General features: G+C 72.3%; 16 protein-coding genes and 1 pseudogene. 10 read left to right on the forward strand and 7 right to left on the reverse strand.

The window, feature by feature from the left end; translation table 11 throughout:
- Positions 1-51 precede the first annotated feature (51 nt).
- The 3 genes from ACGFZW_RS10170 to ACGFZW_RS10180 form a co-directional block, all read right to left on the reverse strand.
- Entirely contained in the window at positions 52-999 is a 948-nt protein-coding gene (locus ACGFZW_RS10170) for an LLM class F420-dependent oxidoreductase (RefSeq protein WP_393892607.1), read from the reverse strand.
- Between the two features lie 98 nt (positions 1,000-1,097).
- Positions 1,098-1,394, reverse strand: coding sequence for a hypothetical protein (locus tag ACGFZW_RS10175; protein WP_393892608.1), 297 nt, complete (start codon positions 1,392-1,394; stop codon positions 1,098-1,100).
- A 365-nt stretch (positions 1,395-1,759) separates the two neighbouring features.
- Positions 1,760-3,010: a helix-turn-helix domain-containing protein gene (locus tag ACGFZW_RS10180; RefSeq protein ID WP_393892837.1), complete on the reverse strand. Its 1,251-nt coding sequence runs from the start codon at positions 3,008-3,010 to the stop codon at positions 1,760-1,762.
- Between the two features lie 196 nt (positions 3,011-3,206).
- On the opposite strand from ACGFZW_RS10180, the gene ACGFZW_RS10185 reads away from it, so the two are divergent.
- Both ACGFZW_RS10185 and ACGFZW_RS10190 read left to right on the forward strand, forming a co-directional pair.
- Positions 3,207-3,749, forward strand: coding sequence for a GntR family transcriptional regulator (locus tag ACGFZW_RS10185; protein WP_393892609.1), 543 nt, complete (start codon positions 3,207-3,209; stop codon positions 3,747-3,749).
- Positions 3,746-4,514 (forward strand): annotated as a pseudogene (locus ACGFZW_RS10190) (GntR family transcriptional regulator); the annotation flags it as partial. The gene ACGFZW_RS10185 and the pseudogene ACGFZW_RS10190, both read left to right, overlap by 4 nt.
- 44 nt (positions 4,515-4,558) lie before the next feature.
- Here ACGFZW_RS10190 and ACGFZW_RS10195 read toward each other — a convergent pair.
- Entirely contained in the window at positions 4,559-5,788 is a 1,230-nt protein-coding gene (locus ACGFZW_RS10195) for an amidohydrolase family protein (RefSeq protein WP_393892610.1), read from the reverse strand.
- 316 nt (positions 5,789-6,104) lie between these two features.
- Here ACGFZW_RS10195 and ACGFZW_RS10200 point away from each other — a divergent pair, with 316 nt between their 5' ends.
- The 4 genes from ACGFZW_RS10200 to ACGFZW_RS10215 all read left to right on the forward strand — a co-directional run bounded on the left by ACGFZW_RS10200 (position 6,105) and on the right by ACGFZW_RS10215 (position 12,155).
- Positions 6,105-9,047 carry a BTAD domain-containing putative transcriptional regulator gene (locus ACGFZW_RS10200; protein ID WP_393892611.1) on the forward strand — a complete coding sequence of 981 codons (2,943 nt, stop codon included), beginning with the start codon at positions 6,105-6,107 and terminating at the stop codon, positions 9,045-9,047.
- A 222-nt stretch (positions 9,048-9,269) separates the two neighbouring features.
- Complete coding sequence (locus ACGFZW_RS10205) at positions 9,270-9,452, forward strand: hypothetical protein (protein ID WP_393892612.1); 183 nt, start codon at positions 9,270-9,272, stop codon at positions 9,450-9,452.
- A 290-nt stretch (positions 9,453-9,742) separates the two neighbouring features.
- Entirely contained in the window at positions 9,743-11,335 is a 1,593-nt protein-coding gene (locus tag ACGFZW_RS10210) for a class I adenylate-forming enzyme family protein (protein WP_393892613.1), read from the forward strand.
- A gap of 232 nt (positions 11,336-11,567) precedes the next feature.
- On the forward strand, positions 11,568-12,155 hold the full coding sequence (locus ACGFZW_RS10215) for a TIGR03086 family metal-binding protein (protein WP_393892614.1): 588 nt from the start codon (positions 11,568-11,570) through the stop codon (positions 12,153-12,155).
- A 21-nt stretch (positions 12,156-12,176) separates the two neighbouring features.
- On the opposite strand, the gene ACGFZW_RS10220 is transcribed toward ACGFZW_RS10215, so the two are convergent.
- On the reverse strand, positions 12,177-13,820 hold the full coding sequence (locus tag ACGFZW_RS10220) for a FadD3 family acyl-CoA ligase (protein ID WP_393892615.1): 1,644 nt from the start codon (positions 13,818-13,820) through the stop codon (positions 12,177-12,179).
- Positions 13,821-13,911: 91 nt separating this feature from the next.
- Here ACGFZW_RS10220 and ACGFZW_RS10225 point away from each other — a divergent pair, with 91 nt between their 5' ends.
- From ACGFZW_RS10225 to ACGFZW_RS10235, 3 genes are read left to right on the forward strand one after another with little or no spacing between them, the layout of a single operon-like run.
- Positions 13,912-15,063, forward strand: a complete 1,152-nt coding sequence (locus tag ACGFZW_RS10225; RefSeq protein WP_393892616.1) for a lipid-transfer protein — start codon at positions 13,912-13,914, stop codon at positions 15,061-15,063.
- 6 nt (positions 15,064-15,069) lie between these two features.
- Positions 15,070-15,606, forward strand: a complete 537-nt coding sequence (locus ACGFZW_RS10230; RefSeq protein ID WP_393892617.1) for a Zn-ribbon domain-containing OB-fold protein — start codon at positions 15,070-15,072, stop codon at positions 15,604-15,606.
- Positions 15,603-16,385, forward strand: a complete 783-nt coding sequence (locus ACGFZW_RS10235; protein WP_393892618.1) for an enoyl-CoA hydratase/isomerase family protein — start codon at positions 15,603-15,605, stop codon at positions 16,383-16,385. The genes ACGFZW_RS10230 and ACGFZW_RS10235 overlap by 4 nt, the downstream gene beginning before the upstream one ends.
- Before the next feature lie 36 nt (positions 16,386-16,421).
- On the opposite strand, the gene ACGFZW_RS10240 is transcribed toward ACGFZW_RS10235, so the two are convergent.
- Positions 16,422-16,988, reverse strand: coding sequence for a hypothetical protein (locus ACGFZW_RS10240; protein WP_393892619.1), 567 nt, complete (start codon positions 16,986-16,988; stop codon positions 16,422-16,424).
- Between the two features lie 319 nt (positions 16,989-17,307).
- Here ACGFZW_RS10240 and ACGFZW_RS10245 point away from each other — a divergent pair, with 319 nt between their 5' ends.
- A complete protein-coding gene (locus ACGFZW_RS10245; protein ID WP_393892620.1) occupies positions 17,308-18,183 on the forward strand; it encodes an NADH-quinone oxidoreductase subunit J in 876 nt (291 codons plus the stop codon).
- An 81-nt stretch (positions 18,184-18,264) separates the two neighbouring features.
- Here the strand turns inward: ACGFZW_RS10245 and ACGFZW_RS10250 are convergent, their stop codons facing one another.
- On the reverse strand, positions 18,265-20,883 hold the full coding sequence (locus ACGFZW_RS10250) for a PQQ-binding-like beta-propeller repeat protein (protein WP_393892621.1): 2,619 nt from the start codon (positions 20,881-20,883) through the stop codon (positions 18,265-18,267).
- Positions 20,884-21,762: the final 879 nt, after the last annotated feature.

Here is a 21,762-nt window from a genome sequence, read left to right on the forward strand (position 1 = left end):
CCCGTGCCTTCCGCCCCGCCGGCCCGGCTCTCGCGGCGCCGGGAGACGGGCTCAGTCGCCGAGATGCACCGCGACGTCCTCGGCGAACGCGGCCATCTGGTCGGTCAGTTCGGTTCTGCTGCGGCTGCGGAACCGCACCTGGAGCTGCGTCACGCCCATCGCGCGGTACTCCCGCAGCGACGCCGCGATCCGCTCCGGAGCACCCGAGAGGGTCCGCCGTCCGACGTGCCAGGACGGATCGCCCACGTACAGCGGCTCGGCGATGGCGCCGATCTCCACCGGCCGCTCGACGCCCGCCTCCTCCCGCAGGCGCCGCAGCGTGCCGATCTGCGCCGGCAGCTGCTCCCGCCGGTCGCCCTGCGGCAGCCAGCCGTCTCCGCGCACCGCGGCCCGGCGCACGGCGGCCGGCGAGGAGCCGCCCACCCATACCGGCGGTGGCGCCTGCACCGGCCGCGGCGCCTGCCCCAGGTCGGAGAACTCGAACCGTGCCCCTTTGAACTCGGGGAACTCCGCCGGGCCGAGCGCCGCCCGCAGCGCGTCGACGGTCTCGTCGAGCACCGCGCCGCGCTGCGCGAACGGCACGCCCAGCGCCTCGAACTCCTCGCGCACATGCCCCGCGCCGACACCGAGGATCAGCCGCCCACCGGACAGCCGGTCCAGCGTCGCGTATTGCTTCGCGCTGACCAGCGGATGCTTGAGGCCGACCACGGCGACATGGCTGAGCAGCCGGACCCGCTCGGTGACGGCCGCCAGATGCGCGAGAGTGGCGACCGGGTCGTACCAGACCGTGCTCATGGCATCGGCCAGCCGCCGCGGTATCGCGATGTGCTCGCAGCAGGCGATGTACGCGAACCCGCACCGGTCCGCCACCCGCGCCACCTCCACCAGATCGGCGGGCCCGGCCGCGGCCTCCCAGCTCTCCGCGTACAGGGTGCTCTGCGACTGCACGGGCAACTGCATGCCGTATGCCAGTCGCCTCTGCGGTAGGACCTGTGACATGCCGAACCCCTTGATCTGACGTACCGTCAAATAACGAGTCCGGCAATCGTGCTGCCTGCCGGTCAATGAGGCAAGGGGCAGGGGATGCATTGCCCCGCCTACTGCTCCCGGTTCGGTACGGGCAACCGCGCCCCCCTGCTCTCGGCCACGCGGCATGCGTCCCGCAGCGCCTCGGTCAGGCGACGCGCAAGGAAACGCAGCTCTTCAGCAGTGGCTTTGCGATCGCCGAGCATGTCGGCCGCATGACCCAGAAGTTCGCCCGCCATGCCGAGCTGGACGGACTCGACGCTGTCCGCGACACGGGAGACGAACCCCGAGCCGTCGCCCACCAGGAGGCAGGTCTTACCCTCTGGCGTCGACCACGGCAGCAGCCGCGTTCCCTGCGGTGCACTCATCGCGTAACCGCCTGCACGTCGAGGCTCACCCAAGGGCCGACCGCTACGCCGTGCGCAACGACCCGAAAGGCACGCGGTGGGGCGAGCCGATACCGCAGGGCCTGCAGACGATCGTGCGCCACGAGGCAGGGACGGGCCATGACGGGGTCCGTGACTGCTGACCGACGGCGGTGCAGCGGCGACAGCAGGAACCACAGCAGCGGCTCCAAAGTTCGGGCGATAAGGTCCGGCACGTCGACCTGCTTTCTTCAGGTTGGCCATGCCCCCGGGCCGTTCGCGCGGCCGCGGGGGTCATCGGTAGTCACTCGACGACTGACCGTAGAACCCCTGAACAGGAAGAGGGGGCACACTTTGTGCCCCCTCGTTCATGCCGACAATGCGCCGATTTTCATCGCTAGTTCACTCGCCCGGCGCCGCTGAGACGGCCTCTTCGACTCCACCTCTTCCAGGACGATGCGCCGGGCGTAACCGTTGTAGCGAACGGTCTCCGGTGCCGCCTGGTACGCCTTGTCGAGCGCAGCCAGTGCTGCCTCAGCCTGTCCGTCGAGTTGATAGCCACGGGCTTCCTCGATCCGGTGCCGTGCCCGCCGGGGTCGGGAAGGAATCGTCGATACATCCGCAGCGGCCGCCTGGCGGACGCTCTCGCCCCCGGCATGCAGTTCGACCGCGACAGTCACCGCGTGCGCTCCCATGACGGCCCGGGAGAATGAGGTCACCGGGTGGAAGTAGTCTGCGGGCAGACGGTCCGCCACGCTGCTCGCCGCGTCCCAGTACCGCCAAGCGGCTCCGGTGTCCCCCCGCCGAGCTGCGGTGTACCCGGCCTCGAATTGGAGCGCTCCGACGATGGCGAGCACATCGTTACCCGCGTTCGGCAAGAACGCTTCCAGGTAGCGGATCGTCGCCAGGTTCACCGCGTCGGCAGCTTCGAAGTGTGCGTGCCCACTGTCGCGATGCGCCTGAGTCGCCAACCAGGCAGAGACTCCGATGGTGTGCGGGTCCTCGGATTCCTGAGCAGAGATCATCCCGCGCTCCACGACCCGCCACAGCAGCGACGGGTCCGGCTGGTACGCGAGGAAGAACTGACTCAGGCTGTACGCCTCGGACAGCAATGCTTGGGCTTCGCGCCGCTCGCTCGCCGAGTCGGCCTGAAGCACCGCGAGCTGCGCGTCCCGGATGAGGTCCGGCAAGAGAGCCCCGATGACATCCCGGTGATGTGGCGCAGAATGCCGGGCGCCCCATGCGCGGGCCAGCCGTTCCCGGAGGTGCCGGGGAGCAGGCGCCTCCCGCTGCGTGGTCAAGGGGAACGCATTGACGGCATCTCGCACTTGCGGCAGGCGCGCATGTCCGGGGCCCGTGAACAGGGCAACCGGCCTCGACTGATCACCCGCGAGGTCGGAAAGGTCCTGAACCCTGAGCGCCTCCGCGATGCGCAGGACCATCGGCAGCTTGGGCATCTGCAGGCGTCCGCCCTCGACCTGCTTGATCCAGCTCGGCGACTTTCCCACCAAGCCGGCCAGCACACTGCGGCTCATACCTCGACGGTTCCGCAGGATCTGCATCCGCTGACCGAAGGCCACCGGCTCGGCGAACGGGTCCGGCGTAGCATCTGAAGACACGGCCTTGCCCCTCTCTGGACAGCACGTCATCGTTCAGAGTACGGCGCGGGGCCTCAGTTGGTGATCCCTTGCGGGACCAATGCCACGGGGCCGGTACACGCCACCACTCAGAAGCCAACCAGGTGCGACGTGGTGGGTCGGACGGCTCCTATCGTGTTCGCGACAGGTTGAGTCACCAACCGCGCAGGAGGACACCGTGGGCGCTGGCGATTGGGTCAGCAGCTCGATTCCGTACCTCACCCCGACGGCGAAGGGGGAGCCCGACGCCTGGGGCGCGGAGGCTGCCGCGCGAGGGCGCCGGGGCACTCAACGCATCGTCCACGCCAGGGAGGCCGCAGCGCCGCCCGACATCGCGGAACTCCTGGGTGTCGCCGAGGGTGAGGACGTCGTCGTACGCCGCCGCGTGATGTTCCTCGACGACATGCCCTGCGAGTTGACCGACACCTATTACCCCGCCCGGATCGCACGAGGAACCCGCCTGGCCGGGACCGCCAAGATTCCGGGCGGGGCGGTCTCCCTGCTCGCCTCGCTCGGCCACATCGGCGCCCGGGTCCAGGAGGACGTCATCGCCCGGCTGCCCAGCGCCGAGGAGTGCGCCGCACTGCGGACCAGCACGGACGAACCCGTCCTCCAGCTGACCCGGGTCACGCTGGACGGCAGCGAACGACCGATCCAGGTCGACAGGATGGCGATGCCCGGACACCTTCAGCGGCTTCGCTACGAGATCAGGATCGGATGACCGTGCCCAGAACCGAAGACGAAGCGTTCGACCGGCGTTCCCTGCATGAACGGATCGCCGCCGACCTGCGCGACGAGATCATGAGTGGCGACTTGCCGCCGGAGGCCAAGCTGCCTTCCACCGCTCAGCTGAAATCCCGGTTCGAAGCCTCCAACGCCACGGTCCAGAAGGCGCTGCAACTCCTCAAGGACGAACGCCTGGTCGTCGGCCGGGCCGGAGCGGCGGTGACCGTCCGCGCGCACCGACAGCAGACGGTGCGGCCCTCTCTCTTCACCGCTCCGGCCGGCCCCGGAGAGCCTTACCGCTGGCTCACCGAGGCAGAGAAGGCCGGGGCACAGGCACGCAGCAGGTTGCTGGAGGTCGCCGAAGCGGTGCCGCCCGCCGACGTCGCGGGAGCCCTGAACCTCGCGAGCGGCGACACGGCCTTGCTGCGCTGCCAACTCCTCCTGATCGATAACGACCCGGTCGAATTGGTCAAGTGCTACTACCCACTGGACCTCGCTCGCGGCACCGCCATAGCGGAACGCCGGAAGATCAAGGGCGGTACGCCGACCCTGCTCGCTGAACTGGGACACCCGCCGGGGCTCAGCGTCGACCGGGTCTCCGCCCGCGACCCCCACCCAGGAGCAGTACCAAGCCCTACGGCTCCCCAGTAGCCTCCCCGTCCTGCGGACTCTCCGGGTCGTTCACAGCCGCGATAACAGGCCCATCGAGGCCACAGTGATGGTCAAGGCCGGCCACCTGTACGAACTTCAATACGAGTTTCACTCCGGAATAGCCCACCCGCACGGAACGCGCAGACACCCCCCTCACCCCGCCGCTCCCGGCCCCCACAGCCCGTCGGCCGTGAGTCCCAGCAGTTCGATGGCGTTGCTGCGGACGATGCGTTCGACGACGTCCGGGGGCAGGTGGGCCATTTGGGACTCGCCGACCTCCTTGGACCGGGGCCAGGTCGAGTCGGAGTGCGGGTAGTCCGTCTCGTAGAGGACGTTGCCGACGCCGATCGCGTCGAGGTTCTGCAAGCCGAACGCGTCGTCGAAGAAGCAGCCGTAGACGTGCTCGGTGAAGAGTTCGGACGGCGGGCGGAGCACCTTGTCGCCGATGCCGCCCCAGCCGCGGTTCTCCTCCCAGACCACGTCCGCGCGCTCCAGGATGTACGGGATCCAGCCGATCTGGCCCTCGGCATACATGATCTTCAGGTGCGGGAAGCGGTCGAAGGCGCCGCTCATCAGCCAGTCGACCATCGAGAAGCAGCAGTTGGCGAAGGTGATCGTGGAACCGACCGCGGGCGGCGCGTCCGCGGAGGTGGACGGCATCCTGCTGGAGGATCCGATGTGCATCGCGATGACGGTGCCGGTCTCGTCGCAGGCCCGCAGGAACGGGTCCCAGTAGTCGGTGTGGACGCTGGGCAGCCCCAGGTGCGGCGGGATCTCGCTGAAGCAGACCGCGCGTACCCCGCGGGCCGCGTTGCGCCGCACCTCGGCGGCGGCGAGCTCGGCGTCCCACAGCGGGATGAGTGCCAGCGGGATCAGCCGGCCTCCGGCCTCCGGCCCGCACCACTCCTCCACCATCCAGTCGTTGTAGGCGCGCACCCCGAGCAGCCCCAGTTCGCGGTCCTTGGCCTCGGTGAAGGTCTGGCCGCAGAACCGGGGGAAGGTGGGGAAGCACAGCGCCGACTGGACATGGTTGACGTCCATATCGGCCAACCGCTCCGGCACGCTGAAGGAGCCGGGCCGCATCTGCTCGTAGGTGATGCCTTCGAGCTTGATGTCGTCGCGGGAGCAGCCCACGGCGGTGTCGAGCCGGGTCAGCGGCCGGTGCAGGTCTTCGTAGATCCACCAGTCGGCTATCGGCCCCTCCTCACCGGCCTCTCCCATCTTCGGGGCGAACTTCCCGCCCACGAAGGTCATTTCCCGCACGGGTGCCCGGACGATGCGCGGGCCCACGTCGTGGTACTTCGACGGGAGCCGGTCCCGCCAGACGTTCGGGGGCTCCACCGTGTGGTCGTCCACCGAGATGATCTTCGGAAAGCTCTCCATGCTCACCACGGTAGCGCTGATCTGACGATCCGTCAGTAACGGTGCCGGGCCTGCCCGGGACGGTCCGTCGAAGACCGTCACGGGCCGGCGGGACGGCGGAAGAAGGGGGGCGCACTCCGGTAGCACAAGCGCGCGAGGGGCGCACGAATGCGGGTACACCGCGCCCCGCCGCGCGCCGCCCACCCCGGCGCCATCGGCCGAGGAGGCTTTGTGCACGCTCCGGACCCCTACTGACGTAAGCACCCGCGACAAGGCAGACTGGCCGATGCGAACGGTGCGATCAGCGCGAACGGACAGCACAGGGCAGGGAGACACCATGGACGTCGGTCCGGGGCAGGGGCGGGGGCGGCTCCGCTTCACCGTGCTCGGTCCCGTACGGGCCTGGCGCGGCGACACCCCGCTGGCAGCGGGCTCACCGCAGCAGCGCGCGCTGCTCGCGGCCCTACTGCTGCGCGGCGGACGCACCGCCACCGCCGCGGAGCTGGTCGACGCACTGTGGGGTGACGAACCGCCACACGCCGCGCTCGCCGCCCTGCGCACCTACGCCTCCCGGCTGCGCAAGGCGCTCGGGGAGGACGCCGACGTGCTGGTCAGCGAGTCCGGCGGCTACGCGATCCGGTCGGCGGACAACCGCCCGCTCGACCTCGACCACGACCACGCCGAGCAGTTCGCCGCCGAGGCGGAGAAGGCCAAGGCCGCCGGCGACCGCGGCCGGGCCCGCGAACTCCTCGACACCACGCTGGCCCTGTGGGACGGCGAACCGCTCGCCGGCCTCGCCGGCCCGTACGCCGACACCCAGCGCACCCGCCTGCACGAGTGGCGGCTCTCCCTCGTCGAGACCCGCATCGAACTCGACCTGGAGGTCGGCCACCACACCGAGGTGGTCTCCGAGCTGACGGCGCTGACCGCCGCCCACCCGCTGCGCGAACGCCTGCGCGAACTGCTCATGCTGGCGCTGTACCGCAGCGGCCGGCAGGCCGAGGCACTCGCCGTCTACGCCGACACCCGCCGGTTGCTCGCCGACGAGCTGGGCGTCGACCCCTGCGCCTCGCTCTCCGAGCTCCAGCAGCGCATCCTGCGCGCCGACACCGAACTGGACGCGCCGCCCGTCGTCGACGACGGCCCGGACGCCGACGACAAGGTCGTCGTGCGGCCGCAGCAACTCCCGGCGACCGTCGCCGACTTCACCGGCCGGACGGCCTTCGTCGCCGAACTCGGCGAACAGCTCGCCACCGCCGAGGGCAGCGTGATGGCGGTATCCGCGCTCACCGGTATCGGCGGCGTCGGCAAGACCACCCTCGCCGTCCACGTCGCGCACGCCGCCCGCGAACACTTCCCCGACGGCCAGCTCTACGCCGACCTCCAGGGCGCGGGCCACACCCCCTCCGAGCCGGTGGCCGTCCTCGGCGCGTTCCTGCGCGCCCTGGGCACACCCGACTCCTCCATTCCCGACGGCCTGGAGGAGCGCGCCGCCCTCTACCGCTCCACCCTCGCCGGACGCCGCGTACTGGCCTTACTGGACAACGCGCGCGACGCCGCGCAGATCCGCCCGCTGCTCCCCGGCGCTGAGGGCTGCGCCGCGCTGATCACCAGCCGCGCCCGCATGATCGACCTCGCCGGGGCGCACCTCATCGACCTCGATGTGATGAGCCCCGAGGAGGCGCTGACCCTCTTCACCCGCATCGTGGGCGAGGAGCGCGTCACCTCCGAACGGCAGGCCGCCATGGCCGTCGTCGGCGCCTGCGGCTTCCTGCCCCTGGCCATCCGCATCGCCGCGTCCCGGCTGGCCGCCCGCCGGACATGGACGGTCTCCATCCTGGCCCGCAAGCTGGCCGACGAGCGCCGCAGGCTGGACGAGCTGCGCGCCGGCGACCTCGCCGTCAAGGCCACCTTCGAGCTGGGCTACGGCCAGCTGGAGCCCCATCAGGCCCGCGCCTTCCGCCTGTTGGGTCTCGCCGACGGCCCGGACATCTCCCTCGCCGCAGCGGCCGCGATCCTCGACATGGACCTCGACGACGCGGAGGACCTCGTCGAATCCCTGGTCGACGCCAGCCTCCTGGAGTCCGCGGCCCCCGGCCGCTACCGCTTCCACGACCTGGTCCGGCTCTACGCACGCTCCTGCGCCGAGCGTGACGAGCATCCCCCGACCGAGCGGGACGCGGCGCTGTCACGGCTGCTGGACTTCTACTCCGCGACCGCGGCCCGCATGTACCTCCTCGAACGGCCCGGTGACCGGCTCGTCGACCACATGGAGCCCACCCACTACCCCGGGCTGGACTTCACCGACCGCACCCCGGCCCTGGAGTGGCTGTTCAGCGAGGCCGGCTGCCTGCTCGCCTGCGCCAAGCAGTCCAGGGGCGGCGACACCCTGCGCCGCGCCGCGGACCTGCTCCTGCTCACCAAGGACCTCGCCGAGTCCGGCGCGTACGCCCTGCAGTACGAGCAGGTGAACACGGCCCTGCTCGCCGCCGCCCGCGAGCTGGGGGACAAGCACGCAGAGGCGCGCATCCACACCGCCCTCACCTACGCCCGCACCCTGGCGGGCCGGCTCGACGAGGCGGACGAGAACGCCAAGTACGCGATGCTGCTCGGCCTTGCCACCAACGACCCCTTCTCCTCCTCCTACGCGCCCAACGACCGCGGCATCATCGCGGGCGAGCAGGGCCGGCACGCGGACGCCGAGGAGTATCTGAGCCAGGCGCTCGACGCGTTCCGGGACGACGACAACAAGCAGTCCGAGGCGAGCGCGCTGTGCAACCTCTCCCGGGTCCACCTCGACACCGGGCGGGTGGCGAGTGCCATCCAGCTCGCCGAGCAGGGCGTCGCCATATACCGCCAGATCGGCGCCACCCGGCGGCTCGCCAACGGGATGTACGCGCTGGGCGTGGCCTTCACCCTCGCCCAGCGCCTCGATGACGCCACGCAGCAGCTCCTCGAAGCGCTGCACATCTTCCGCGACAGCCGGCAGAGATTCTGGGAAGGCATGACGTACTTCCGGCTGGCCGAGGTCGATCTGGCGGCGGGGCGGCCAACGCAGGCCGCCAACCACGCCGAACAGGCCCTGGCCACCCTTCGGGTGACCGGCGGTGAGCTGTGGCGCGCCAACGCGCTGACGGCCCTCGGGCGTGCGCTGAACGGTGTCGGGCACAGCGGCCGGGCCCGGGTGTGCTGGCAGGAGGCCCTCGCCGTCTACGAGCGGCTCGGCTCGGCGGAGAGTGCCAGGGTGCAACGGCTGCTGACCGTCGCCGCCGCGGCATAGTCGTATCACCGCAGCTCAGGGGCATAATCAACGGCGTTTATCGATCGTTCATCGCCACCGGCCATTCTCTTCCTCATACCGATCCGCCGCCTCGGGGGGCAAGCGGCTCGGTGACGAGGCCCCACCGTATGGTGCCCGGCCAAGGTCCGCCCGTCCGGCGATACTCGGGGGAGTTGCCGGCCGGGAGGACCGTTCAGTGCCCACATACAGGAGTTGATTGCGTTGAGCAGCGAGAACCTCGCTCAGCAGGCAGGCGACGACAAGGACATCCTCAAGCCGCTGGACAGCCACCGTCCGGTCATCGGCATCGAAGCCACCGCGGCGGACAGCACGCAGCCGGTGGCGGTCGACGGCGCGGTGAAGCCCAAGGACAATCACCAGCCGTTCGGCGACCCGAGGAACTGACGACCGGCACCACGAGGTCACCAGTTTCACCGGGTGAGATCCGGGGGATCGCAGGGGCCGGCTTTGATGGCAGGAGGGGAGCCATCGAAGCCGGCCCCTGCGGCATGTCCGGGGCCGCCCGCCCTTGCGGGGGCCGCGCAGGCGCCGGGCCCGCGGATTCCCTGCCCGCACACCTCCTGACGGGTAGTCAGTTTCGCTGCTAGAGTCGCGCCGCCCGGCCCTGCCGTGCAGGCAGGCACCCGGGGCAGGTTGGCCCCGCTCCGCCCCGCTCGCAGCCAGGAGGCGCCGCCGTGTTCGAGTCCGCTCGCATACAGACACTCTGGGAGCTGGTCGAGTACCGCGCGCGGGCCTCGCGCGGTAAGCCGATGTTCTTCGACGGGGACGGGCGGACCGTGACCTTCGACGCGGTGCGCGACGAGGCACTGCGGGTGGCGGCCGGCTTCCGGGAGCTGGGGATCGCTCCCGGGTCGCGGGTGGCCTGGCAGCTGCCGACCAGGATCGAGACCGTCATCGCCTCGCTCGCCCTCGCCCGGCTCGGCGCCGTGCAGACACCGATCATCCCCCTGCACCGCGAGCGCGAAGTCGGCTTCATCCTCGCCGAGTCGGCCGCGGAGTACGTCCTCGTACCGGGCGAGTGGCGCGGGTTCGACCACACCGCGATGGTGCGGAAGCTGGCCGGGGACGGAGTGCGGGTGATCTCCGTCGAGGACGGCCTGCCGAAGGCCGGACCGGACGGCGACGGCACAGGGACCGCCGAGCCGGCCGGCGCACGACCGGGCGGGCCGGGCAGCGACCGGGACGGGAACGACGCCACCACCTGGATCTACTACACCTCCGGCACCACCGCCTCCCCCAAGGGCGTGGAGCACACCGACGCCACGCTCATCGCCGGCGGCGTCGGCCTGGCCACCGCGCTGGGGATGTCGCCGGACGACATCGGCTCGATCGCCTTCCCCTACGCGCACATCGCCGGCCCGGACTACGTCATCGCCATGCTGGTCAGCGGCTTCCCCGCGGTCCTCCTCGACACCTTCGAGCCGAGCCGCGCTGCGGAGGTCTACCGGCGGCACGGGGTGACCATGGCCGGCGGGAGCACCGCCTTCTACCAGGCGTTCCTCGACGCGTCACGCCGCTACCGGCAGGAAGCGCCGCACGCGGGACGGCTGATCCCCTCGCTGCGGCTGCTCTCCGGCGGCGGGGCGCCGATGCCGCAGGAGCTGTACGCGACAGCAGGCCGCGAGCTGGAGTGCGCGATCCTGCACGGGTACGGCATGACGGAGTGCCCGATGATCGCGATGGGCACGCCGTACGACAGCGACGAGCAGTTGTCACGGACCGTGGGCAAGCCGGTCACGGGCGCGCGGGTGCGGATCGTCCGGACGGACGGTACGGAGGCCGGGCCCGGGGAGACCGGTGAGGTGACGCTCAAGGGCACCATGCTCTTCCGCCGCTACACCGACCCTGCGCTGACCGCGGACGCCTTCGACTCGGAGGGCTACTTCCGCACCGGCGACCTGGGCAGGCTGCGCCCCGACGGGCATCTGGTCCTCACCGGACGCCTCAAGGACATCATTATCCGCAAGGGCGAGAACATCTCGGCGCAGGAGGTCGAGGACCTGGTGCGCACCCATCCCGCCGTGGCGGACGCGGCGGTCATCGGGCTGCCCGACCCGGTCCGGGGCGAGCGGGTCTGCGCGGTGATCACGCTCGCCGACCCGGCCGCCCCGCCGCCCGCCCTGGAGAGCCTGACCGCTCACCTCCGGGCCGCCGGGCTGATGACGCAGAAACTGCCCGAGCAGCTGGAGACCGTCGCGGAGCTGCCCCGCGGCGGCCCGCTGAACAAGGTGCTGAAGGCGGCCCTGCGCGAGACGTACACCGACTGACGCGGCGGCGTCCGAGGCGCGGGTGGCCGGCGCGGCGCGAGCGGGCGCGCGGACCGGGCCGGATGCGGGCGGCCGGATCGACCGGGGGTCGTGCGTCGCCCACCGGGGTGACCGGCCCGGCGGAAGGCGATGAGTTCGGGCCGCCGCGGAAGTCTTCACTGAGTACGGGCCGGGAAGCCCGTGCGGCCTGTCCCCACCCGGGACGGCTCCGGCAGGACGGAAGGACCCGGACATGAGCGAGACCATCGACTTCGACGCACAGACCCGGCTGGTGGCACGGCTGGCGGAGCACACCACCGACGACCAGCTCGACGCGCCCACGCCGTGCGAGAAGTACGCGGTGCGCCATGTGCTGGGCCACCTCGTGGGCCTGACCGCCGCCTTCCGCGACGCGGCGCGCAAGGACCTCGGCCCGTCGACGGACACCAGCCCCGGCGAGACGGTGCCGGACGTGGAGGCCGGCTGGCGCGACGCGCTGGAGCGCAACCTCGCCGCGCTGACGGAGGCGTGGCGCGCCCCGGACGCCTGGGAGGGCGACACCCAGGCGGGCGGTATCGCCATGCCCGCGCCCGTCGCCGGCCAGGTCGCCCTCAACGAGCTGGTGCTGCACGGTTGGGACCTCGCCCGGGCCACCGGCCAGGCGTACGCGCCCGACCGGGCGAGCCTGGAGGTCTCCCACGCGCTGCTCGCCCCCTCGGCGGAGGGCGAGGGCAACGAGATGTTCGGCCCGCCCGTCCCGGTCCCGGACGACGCGCCGCTCCTCGACCGGGTGGTGGCGCTCAGCGGCCGCCGGCCCGGCTGGACGTCCAAGGGGGCTTAGCGTGCCCCGGGGGGGGGACGGTCAGGCCGTGGCGCCCGCCGGTCCGGGGAGCCCGTCGCGCAGGCGGGTCTTGACGATCTTGCCGCTCGCGTTGCGCGGCAGGGCCGGGACGAAGGCGACCTCCCGCGGGACCTTGTAGTTGGCCATTTCCCGGCGGGACCAGGCGATCAGGTCGTCGGCGGTGAGGCAGGAGCCTGCGCGGCGGACCGCGAACACCTTGCCGACCTCGCCGAGCCGGGCGTCGGGTATCCCGATCACGGCGACCTCGGCGAGATCCGGGTGGCGGCCCAGGAGTTGCTCTATCTCCGCCGGATAGGCGTTGAAGCCGCCGACGATGAACATGTCCTTGATGCGGTCGGTGATCCGCAGGTTGCCGTCCGCGTCGAGGACGCCGACGTCGCCGGTGCGCAGCCAGCCGTCGGGGGTGATCGCGCGGGCCGTGCCGGCCGGGTCCTCGAAGTAGCCGGACATCACGTGGTATCCGCGTACCAGCACCTCGCCGGGGTCGCCCGGCGCCGTCGCCCGGCCCGCGGCGTCGACGACGCGTACCTCCGTGCCGGGAATGGCGCGGCCGGAGGTCGAGGCGATGACCTCCGGGGGGTCGCCGCGGCGGCACATCGTGACGATGCCGGAGCTCTCCGAGAGGCCGTACGCCGTCAGGACGGTCGCGACCTTCAGTTCGTCGCGCAGCCGCTCGACCAGTTGCAGCGGGACCACGGCGGCGCCGGTGACCACCAGGCGCAGCGCCGAGAGATCGTGCCGTTCACGGTCGGGGTGGTCGAGGATCTGCTGGTGGAGGGTGGGCGGCCCGGGGAGGACGGAGACCCGTTCGGCGGCGATGTTGGCGAGCGCGGCGGGCACGCTGAAGACCGGCTGGGGGATCATCGTCGCCCCGCGCAGCAGGCAGGCGATGACGCCGGCCTTGTAGCCGAAGGTGTGGAAGAACGGGTTGACGATGAGATAGCGGTCGCCCTCCTGGAGACCGGCCAGTTCGCTCCAGACGTCGTACGCGCGCAGGGTCTGCGCGTGGGTGATCACCGCACCCTTGGGGTGACCGGTGGTGCCCGAGGTGAAGACGATGTCCGACGGGGAGTCGGGGCGTAGCGCCTCGGCGCGGGCGCGGACCGTCGCGGGAGGCACCGCCTCCCCGGTGGCGAGGAAGTCCCGCCAGGGCACGAAGTCGGCGGGGGCGTCGTCGGAGAGCACCACCACCTTGTCCAGGTGCGGCAGTCCCGGCAGCGGGCCGGACCCCTCGCCCTCCTGGGCGGCGCGGCGCAGCGAGGCGACGTAGGAGGTGCCGAGGAAGGTGCCGGTGACGAAGAGCAGCTTGGCGCGGGTACGGCGCAGGACATAGGCGGCCTCGACGCCCTTGAAGCGGGTGTTGACCGGGACGAGGGTGGCGCCGGCCGTCACCGCGCCGAGGGCGGAGACGATCCAGTCGACGGTGTTGGGCGCCCAGACCGCGACGCGGTCGCCGGGCGCGACGCCGGAGGCGATACAGGCCGCGGCGGCCCGCTCCACCCGCTCCCCCAGCTCGGCGTACGACAGTCGGGTGCGGCCGTCGGCCACGGCCTCGCGGGGTCCGTGGCGCTCGGCCGCCGCGCGTATGAGCCCCGGGAGGGTGCCGTACTCCAGGTCCGCCCGCGATTCCAGGTCACCGCACATCGCACTACCTCCCGCGAAAGAGCTGACTGCCCGTCAGATTAGCGGTAGCCTCCTCGGCTGTCAGCACGGACGACCGACCACGGAGGTGGCGATGGGGGCGACCCTCAAGGACGCTACGGCGATAGCCGGCATCGGACAGACGCCCTTCGCCAGACAACTCCCCGAGTCCGAGAAGACGTTGGCCTGCCGGGCGATCCTCGCGGCGCTCGACGACGCCGGCATCGCCCCCTCCGAGGTGGACGCCTTCGCGTCGTACACGATGGAGGAGACCGACGAGGTCGAGATCGCCAAGGCCATCGGCGCCGGGGACGTCACCCACTTCTCCAAGGTCGGCTACGGCGGCGGCGGTTCCTGCGCGACGGTGGCACATCTCGCGGCCGCCATCGCCACCGGACAGGCGAGCGTCGGCGTCGCCTGGCGGTCGCGCAAGCGCGGATCGGGACCGCGCCCCTGGAAGAACACCCAGGTCCAGCTGCCGACCCCGGGACAGTGGACCCGGCCCTTCGGACTGCTGCGCCCGGCCGACGAGATCGGCATGCTGGCCCGCCGCTACATGCACGAATACGGCGCGACCCGCGACCACCTCTTCAACGTCGCGCTCGCCTGCCGCAACCGCGCCAACCAGAACCCGGCCGCGATCATGTACGAACGCCCGCTGACCCGCGAGATGTACATGACCGCCCGCTGGATCAGCGAACCCCTCTGCCTCTTCGACAACTGCCTGGAGACGGACGGGGCGCTGGCATGCGTCGTCGTCTCCGCCGAACGCGCCCGGGACTGCCGCCACCGGCCCGCCTACATCCACGCCGCGGCCCAGGGCCTGCCCGCCCAGCACCACGGCATGGTCAACTACTGGAACGACGACCCGCTCACCGGCCCCGCCTGGACCGCCGCCCGGCACCTCTGGAAAGGCGCCGACCTCGGGCCGCAGGACGTCGACGTGGCCCAGATCTATGACGCGTTCACCCCTCTGATCCCGCTCTCCCTGGAGGGCTACGGCTTCTGCGGACGCGGCGAGGGCGCGGCCTTCACCGAGGGCGGCGCCTTGGAGATCGGCGGGCGGCTGCCCCTCAACACCGGTGGCGGCGGCCTCTCGGAGGCGTACGTCCACGGCTTCAACCTCATCACCGAAGGCGTCAAACAGCTGCGCGGCACCAGCACCGCACAGATACCGGACGCCACCACCTGTCTGGTCACCGCGGGCGAGGGTGTGCCCACCTCGGCCCTGCTGCTGAGGAGTTGATACGCGATGAGCGCTCGTGAACCCAACGGCGAATCCGTGCGGGAGCCCGTTCGTGAACCCGTCGGCACGATCGTGGCACCCGTCACCCACAGCCGGTCCGACAGCGGCGACGGCCTGCTGCTTCCCGTCCCCGACGACGACGGCGCCCCCTTCTGGGCATACGCGGCGCGGGGCGAGCTGCGCGTCCAGACCTGCTCCGACTGCCACACGCCGCGCTTCCCGCCCCGCCCCTGCTGCCCGCACTGCCAGTCCTTCGACGCCCACTGGCAGCGCATGAGCGGCCGCGGCCGCATCTGGTCCTACGTCGTGCCCCACCCGCCGCTGCTCCCCGCCTACGCAGCGCAGGCGCCCTACAACGCGATCATCGTGGAGCTGGCCGACGCCCCACGCATCCGCCTCGTCGGCAACCTCGTCAGCTCCACCGACGCCGCCCTCGACTCCGTCGACCCGGCGCGACTGCGCATCGGCGCCCCGGTGAAGGTCGCGTTCCACACCATGCCCGGAGGCATCACCGTGCCGCGCTGGCTCCTGGAGCGGCCATGACGCTCCACACCGAGATCGCGGCCGGGGTCGCGCTGGTCACCCTCGACCGGCCCGACCGGCACAACGCCGTCGACCTGCGGACGGCCGCTGAACTGGAGTCCGTCTGGCGGGAGTTGCGCTTCGACGACACGGTGCGGGCGGCGGTGATCATCGGCGCCGGCGGCCGGGCCTTCTGCACCGGCGTGGACCGCTCGGTCGAGGTGCCCCAGCCCACCTCGCCCTACTCCCTCGACGACCCGCTGCTGCGCATCGGCCCGAAGGCCAACGACCTGTGGAAACCCGTCATCGCCGCGGTGGACGGCATGGCCTGCGGCGGCGCCTTCTACCTTCTGGGCGAGGCCGAGTTCATCATCGCCTCGACATCCTCCACCTTCTTCGACCCGCACACCACCTACGGGATGGTCAGCGCCTACGAGACCATCGCCATGGCCCAGCGGATGCCCCTGGGGGAGATCGCCCGGCTTTCCCTGATGGGGACGGCGGAGCGGCTCGGCGCACGGCGCGCGTACGAGATCGGGCTGGTCTCCGAGCTGACCGAGCCGGGCGCGGCCACCGAGGCGGCCCTGCGCTGCGCCGCCGTGCTCGCCGCACAGCCGACCGAGGCGGTCCAGGGCACCGTACGCGCCCTGTGGGCGGCCAAGGAGGCAGCCAGATCCCAGGCCCTCGCCCAGGCGCCGCAGCTGATCGCGCTGGGCAATCTGCCACCGGAGCGCCAGGCCGCGCTGTTCGCAGCCCGTCGAAGGGACGGCGCAGCGGCTGGGGACATCAGGGTGCGGTGACCCGCGGGCTCCGGGACGCCCCGGACTCCGGCCGCGTCACATGCGGGTCTTCTGCGCCCGCGTGATCTGGCAGGTGAACCAGAACTGCCCGACGGACGCCTGGTTGACGGTGTAGCGGGCGGTGTAGGTCTCGGTGTCCCCCGGGCCCACGACGATGCTGCGCTGGTGCAGCCCGTACGCCTTGCCGTCCGCCGGCTTCGCCTTCATCCAGTTGACGGCCATGTCGTAGGAGAAGGTGTCGGAGGTCGACGGGTTGGTCACCGAGACGGTGTAGGAGAACTGCCGCAGCGACTCGGAGTAGTCGCAGCCGCTGCCGTCGACGTCGGACCGGCCGTCCGGGTCGAAGGTCTCCGGCGTCGGCGACGGCGAGTAGGACGGCTCGTACGTCGGGGTCTCGTACGGGTCGGGCGTCGGCGAGTAGGAGTAGGAGGGCGCGGAAACGGTGTGGTCCGAGCCCCCGCCGATGCCGCCGATGAACCCGCCCCTGCCGTGGCCGCGTGCGCAGCCGCCGACCACGGCGACGGTGGCCAGGACCAGACCGGCCGCGACGGCCGCCCGGGTGCCTCTGCGGAAGCCCGTGCGTATGTGCGTGCGCTCGTTCATTGCGTGCCGATCCCCCGTGAATCCGTGTGTGCCGCGTCGGCGCTCGACTTGACGCGTGCACGGCACGATAGCAAGGGCGAGGTGCCGCCCGTACGGGCCCATGGGCGACTGAGGAGTAACCGCTCCCGGGCGGTGGAGGAGGCCGTGCGGCGCGTGGCGCGGGTATGGCGCGAGCAGTCGAAGGGAAGGCCAAACATCCCGTTTACCCCGAAAGTGCAGGACATGCCGAGTAAAGGGGCATATGTCTAGCGAGAGGGTGCGGTCAGGCGTAGCGTCGGTCACGGAGGACGACCGGACGACGCGAAACGAGGCGACGCCAGTGGTGCGCAACGTACTCGGCGGCCTGATCGCCCTCGTCGGAGCGGCGGCCGCCGTCTGGAGCCCCTTCCGTCCCTGGTACGACGGCCGTCACGGCAGCGACATCCGCATCGACGACCTCTTCGGCGGGATCACCGACAGCGGCGCCGAACTCTTCGGCTCGCTGCTGCTTCCCATGCTGTTCGCCGCCGTGCTGACCCTGATCGGCGTGATGCTGCGGGCACGCCTCATGGTGGCCCTCGCCGGTGTGGTGGTGCTCGGCTTCACCATCCTGTGGATGATCCGCCAGGGCCAGGCCGAGGGCGAACTCACCGCGGGCACCGACGGCGGTCTGGGCGTCGGCGCGGCCGCGGCCCTGGGGGGCGGGGTGCTGCTCCTGCTCGGCGCGCTGATCATGCGCGGGCGACGCCACCGCGTCGACGACGGCCGCTATGACGACGGGTACCACGGGCAGCCCCAGCGGGACGCCTACGGCCGGGACGATCAGTACGCCGGGGACGGTCAGTACAGCCCGTACGCCCGGGACGATCAATACACCCAGTACACGCGGTACGACCGGGACGGCTACGACGACGAGCGGTCGACCGCCCCCCAACCCGTGGTCCAGGACCCTCCGGCGACCGACGAGCGGGACCAGCGGCCGTATCCCACGGGTGCCGGACCCGCCGCCGAGCCCCCGCCCGGCGGGGCGCCGCCGCAGGACGTGCCCACCGCACCGTGGCCGGAGCCGCCGCCGCAGCACACCTGGCAGCAGCCGACCCGGCCGACTCATCCGCAACCGCCCACGCCCCCGGTGAAGTGGGGTCAGGAACATCGGCAGCCCCGTCGCCCGCAACCGGACGAGCCGCCCCAAGGCCCGTACGACGAACAGCGGTGAACGGCGGATCCGCCACCGCCGACGCGGGCGCGGCGAAGGCCGGTGGAGCCCCGCGGCCGAGCCGTCCCGACCGCCCGGCGACTACGACCGCCGGGCCAGCCCCGTCCCCTTGGCCGCGTCCAGCGCGTAGACGCAGCGGTCCTTGCTGCACGCGTAGACCACGCCGCCGACGGCCACGGGGGAGCCGGTGATCTCGCCGCCGGTGGCCAGCTTCCAGCGCAGCTGACCGCCCATCGCGTCCAGCGTGTACAGGCAGTGGTCGGCGGACCCGAAGTGCACCCGGCCCTCCGCGACGACCGGGGCGCCCACGACCTCGGCGCCCGCCTGGAACCGCCAGCGGGGGGTGCCGGTCACCGCGTCCAGCGTGTAGAGCGCCTTGCCGCTGCCCAGGTGGACCGCGCCGTGCGCGACCAGGACCGGCTCGGTGGACTGCCGTGCCTCCGTCGCGATGCGCCAGCGGTCGCGGCCGTCAGCGGCGTCCAGGGCGTAGACCGTGCCGAGGTAGTCCGCCAGATAGACCCCGCCGCCGGTGACCGCCGGGCCGGGGGCGAAGGCCGGCGGGCACAGGAACGCCGCGGGCGCCTCGAAGTGCCAGCGGACATCGCCGCGCGCGATGTCGATCGCCAGCACCCGGGTGCCGGCGACCACGTAGACCACGCCGTCCGAGGCGGGCAGCAGCCGCATCGGCACCCCGCCGCAGGATGCCGCGTCCCCCACCGGGTACGACCAGCGTTCCGCGCCGGTGCGCGCCTCCAGCGCCTTCAGCCGCGCGTCAGCCCAGACGAACACCGTGCCGTCGTGCACCACGGGCGCGGCCTCGGCCGTCTCGAAGTCGGTCTGTACGCCGCCGATCTCCCACAGCAGCTCGCCGTTGCCGGCCTCCCACGCCTGGACACCGCCGCCGCGGGTGGCGGTGACGACGGTCCCGCGATCGACCTTGAGGGCGTAGACCCAGCCTTCGGTGTTGAGCCGCCAGCGTTCGGCACCGTCATCGGCGTCGAGGGCGTACAGGCTCGGGCCGTCGGAGGCGTGGATCCGGCCGTCGGCGACGGCCATCGCCCAGGCGACATCGCGGGTCTTGAACTTCCGCCGCCCGCTGGCCACATCGAGGGCGTGCACCTCGAACGAGGTGACGTACAGCAGGTCGTCGGCGACGGCGGGGGTCCCCCACACGTCGTTCGACATCCGGAACCGCCAGGGACGCCAGCGGCCGGCCTCCGCCGCGGGCGCCTCGGGGGGCGCCGCTTCGGGGCGTACCGCCTCGCCCGTCGGGGCTCCGCCCGCCGCGGGGCCCTGCGGCGGGACACCGGTCGTCGGGCCGCCTCCGGGCGGTCGCACCCAGTTCGTCGCGGGGCCGGCGTGGGCGTGCGGCTGCGGCTCACGGGCGTCCGCGGCGCGCGGGCCGGGCCCGATCGGGGCCGGCGAGCCCCCGAGCCGTACGGGACCGCCGGAGCCCTCAGGCGGGGCGGAGGAGAGCGCGGCGGCGGGCGCCTGGGCGGAGGCGGGCGGGGCCGCGGAGACCGGGGTCACCCGGGCCGTCGAGGCGTCCGGGCCGAGCGCCGCGACCTGCGGCGGCATCGGGCCGGGGCCGGCGCCACGGGGGTCGCCGCCGCGGTGCGCACCGGGACCCGCGCCGATCTGGCCGGGCCAGCCGGTGGGCGGCGGGCCGTCGGGCCGCGGCGGGGGCTGCACGGGCTGCGGCGGCACCGGGGCCGCCGCGGCGGGGGCGGGCCGGCCGGCGCCGCGCCCCTGGCCGGAGTTGGCGCGCTGGGGCGCGGCCTTGGGAACGGACGACCGGCCGCCGCGCCGCCCCTCTATGAGCGCCACCGCGCCGGCCGGCAGCCAGGCGGAGGCCGTGCCGCTGTCGTCGCTGCCGGACCCGAAGAGATGGGGGGCGAGCTGGGACTGCAGGTCCGCCGGAGACGGTCGGTGCGGCGCCTCCATCTGCATGCAGGACTCCATCAGCGGACGCAGCTCCTCGGGCAGCCCCGCCAGGTCCGGGCCCTCGCGCAGCAGCATGAAGACGGTCTCGACGGGGTTCGCGCCGTGGAACGGCGCATGCCCGGTGGCGGCGAAGACCAGGGTCGAGCCCAGGGAGAAGACATCGCTGGCGCCCGTCACACTGCGCGAGTCGCGGGCCTGCTCGGGAGACATGTACGCCGGCGTTCCCACGGCCACATTGGTCATCGTCAGACGGGTGTTGGACACCCCGGAGGCGATGCCGAAGTCGATTACCCGGGGGCCGTCCTCGACGACCAGGACGTTGGACGGCTTGAGGTCGCGGTGGACCAGTCCGGCGCCGTGGATGGACTGCAGCGCCTCGGCGATCCCGGCCGCCAGCCAGCGCACCGCCTGAGCCGGCAACGGCCCGCACTCATTGACTATTTCCTCGAGGGAGGGCGCGGGGACGTAGGCGGTCGCCAGCCACGGCACCGCCGCCCGGGGATCGGCGTCCACCACCGCGGCGGTGTAGAAGCCGCTGACCGCGCGCGCCGCCTCGACCTCACGGGTGAAGCGGACCCGGAACAGCTGGTCCTCCGCGAGCTCGGTGCGCACCGTCTTGATCGCCACACGCCGGCCGGACGCCGAACGCGCCAGATAGACCAGACCCATGCCGCCGGCCCCGAGACGGCCGAGCACCTCGAACGGGCCGATCCGTCGGGGATCGTGCTGCGTCAGCTGCGTCAGCTGCTCCACCACTTGCCTGCCACCTCCCCGTGGGGCGAAAAAAGAGACTCTCCATAGCCACGAGCCGCCGAGAGCCACCGCCCCGTGCAGCGTCTCCCCGCCTGCGGCAAGGACTGCCGAAACGGCCGTACGCGAACTGATTCTTCCTGGCCGGGCCGACGGTTGCGAACCCGGGGCCCGTGCGTCGTGTCACCACTCACCCCCAGTGGTACGCACCGGGGTCGTTACCTGGCGTAACGCACCCCCGCCTGACGTGCGCCGATACGTCCGCCGAGGTGGGGTTGCCAGGGGGTTACCGGTCGGTTGCGGATCGTCCGCAGATGTCGCCGTGTCCGATACGTACACCCTCACCGCACGCTCGCCACGGCGGTGAAGCCGACGGGCGTGGCCGAAAACAGGCGCACGCACCGGCCCTGGACGCCGCGGTGTCACACCGGCCGGGCACCCGCCGCCGGTATTCCGTAGCGCGGCGGCCGGCCGGCCGCTCTCCCGCCGCACGCCACCGCCGACGCGGCCCGCCCCGTCACCGCCGCGACCCTCCGGCCGCGCGCCCATCCCCTACCGGTCATGCCATCCCTGCCGTCGCCTGCCCGTACATCTCCGCGTCCGCGCGCGAACGCTTCTTCAATTCTGGGGTCCCGGACGCCATTTCGTGGCCATGACGCCGAAGGTGACCCCTGATTGTCACCGAGGACCGCGAACGAGCCGCCCGAAGTGGGTCGCGAGCGCGCCGGGCACCCCACCGAGGACGGTCGCGGAACCGCGCGGAGACGGTCCGGCCGACGGGCTCGCCGTGGAACCGCTCGCCCTCACAGGCACCGGGCCGCACCGCATCCGACCGGCGCGGTGCGCCGTCCGCGAATGCGGCCACGCCACCACGCTAGCGGCGGC

It is taken from the genome of Streptomyces sp. NPDC048248 (genome assembly GCF_043201875.1).
Taxonomy (GTDB): Bacteria; Actinomycetota; Actinomycetes; order Streptomycetales; family Streptomycetaceae; genus Streptomyces.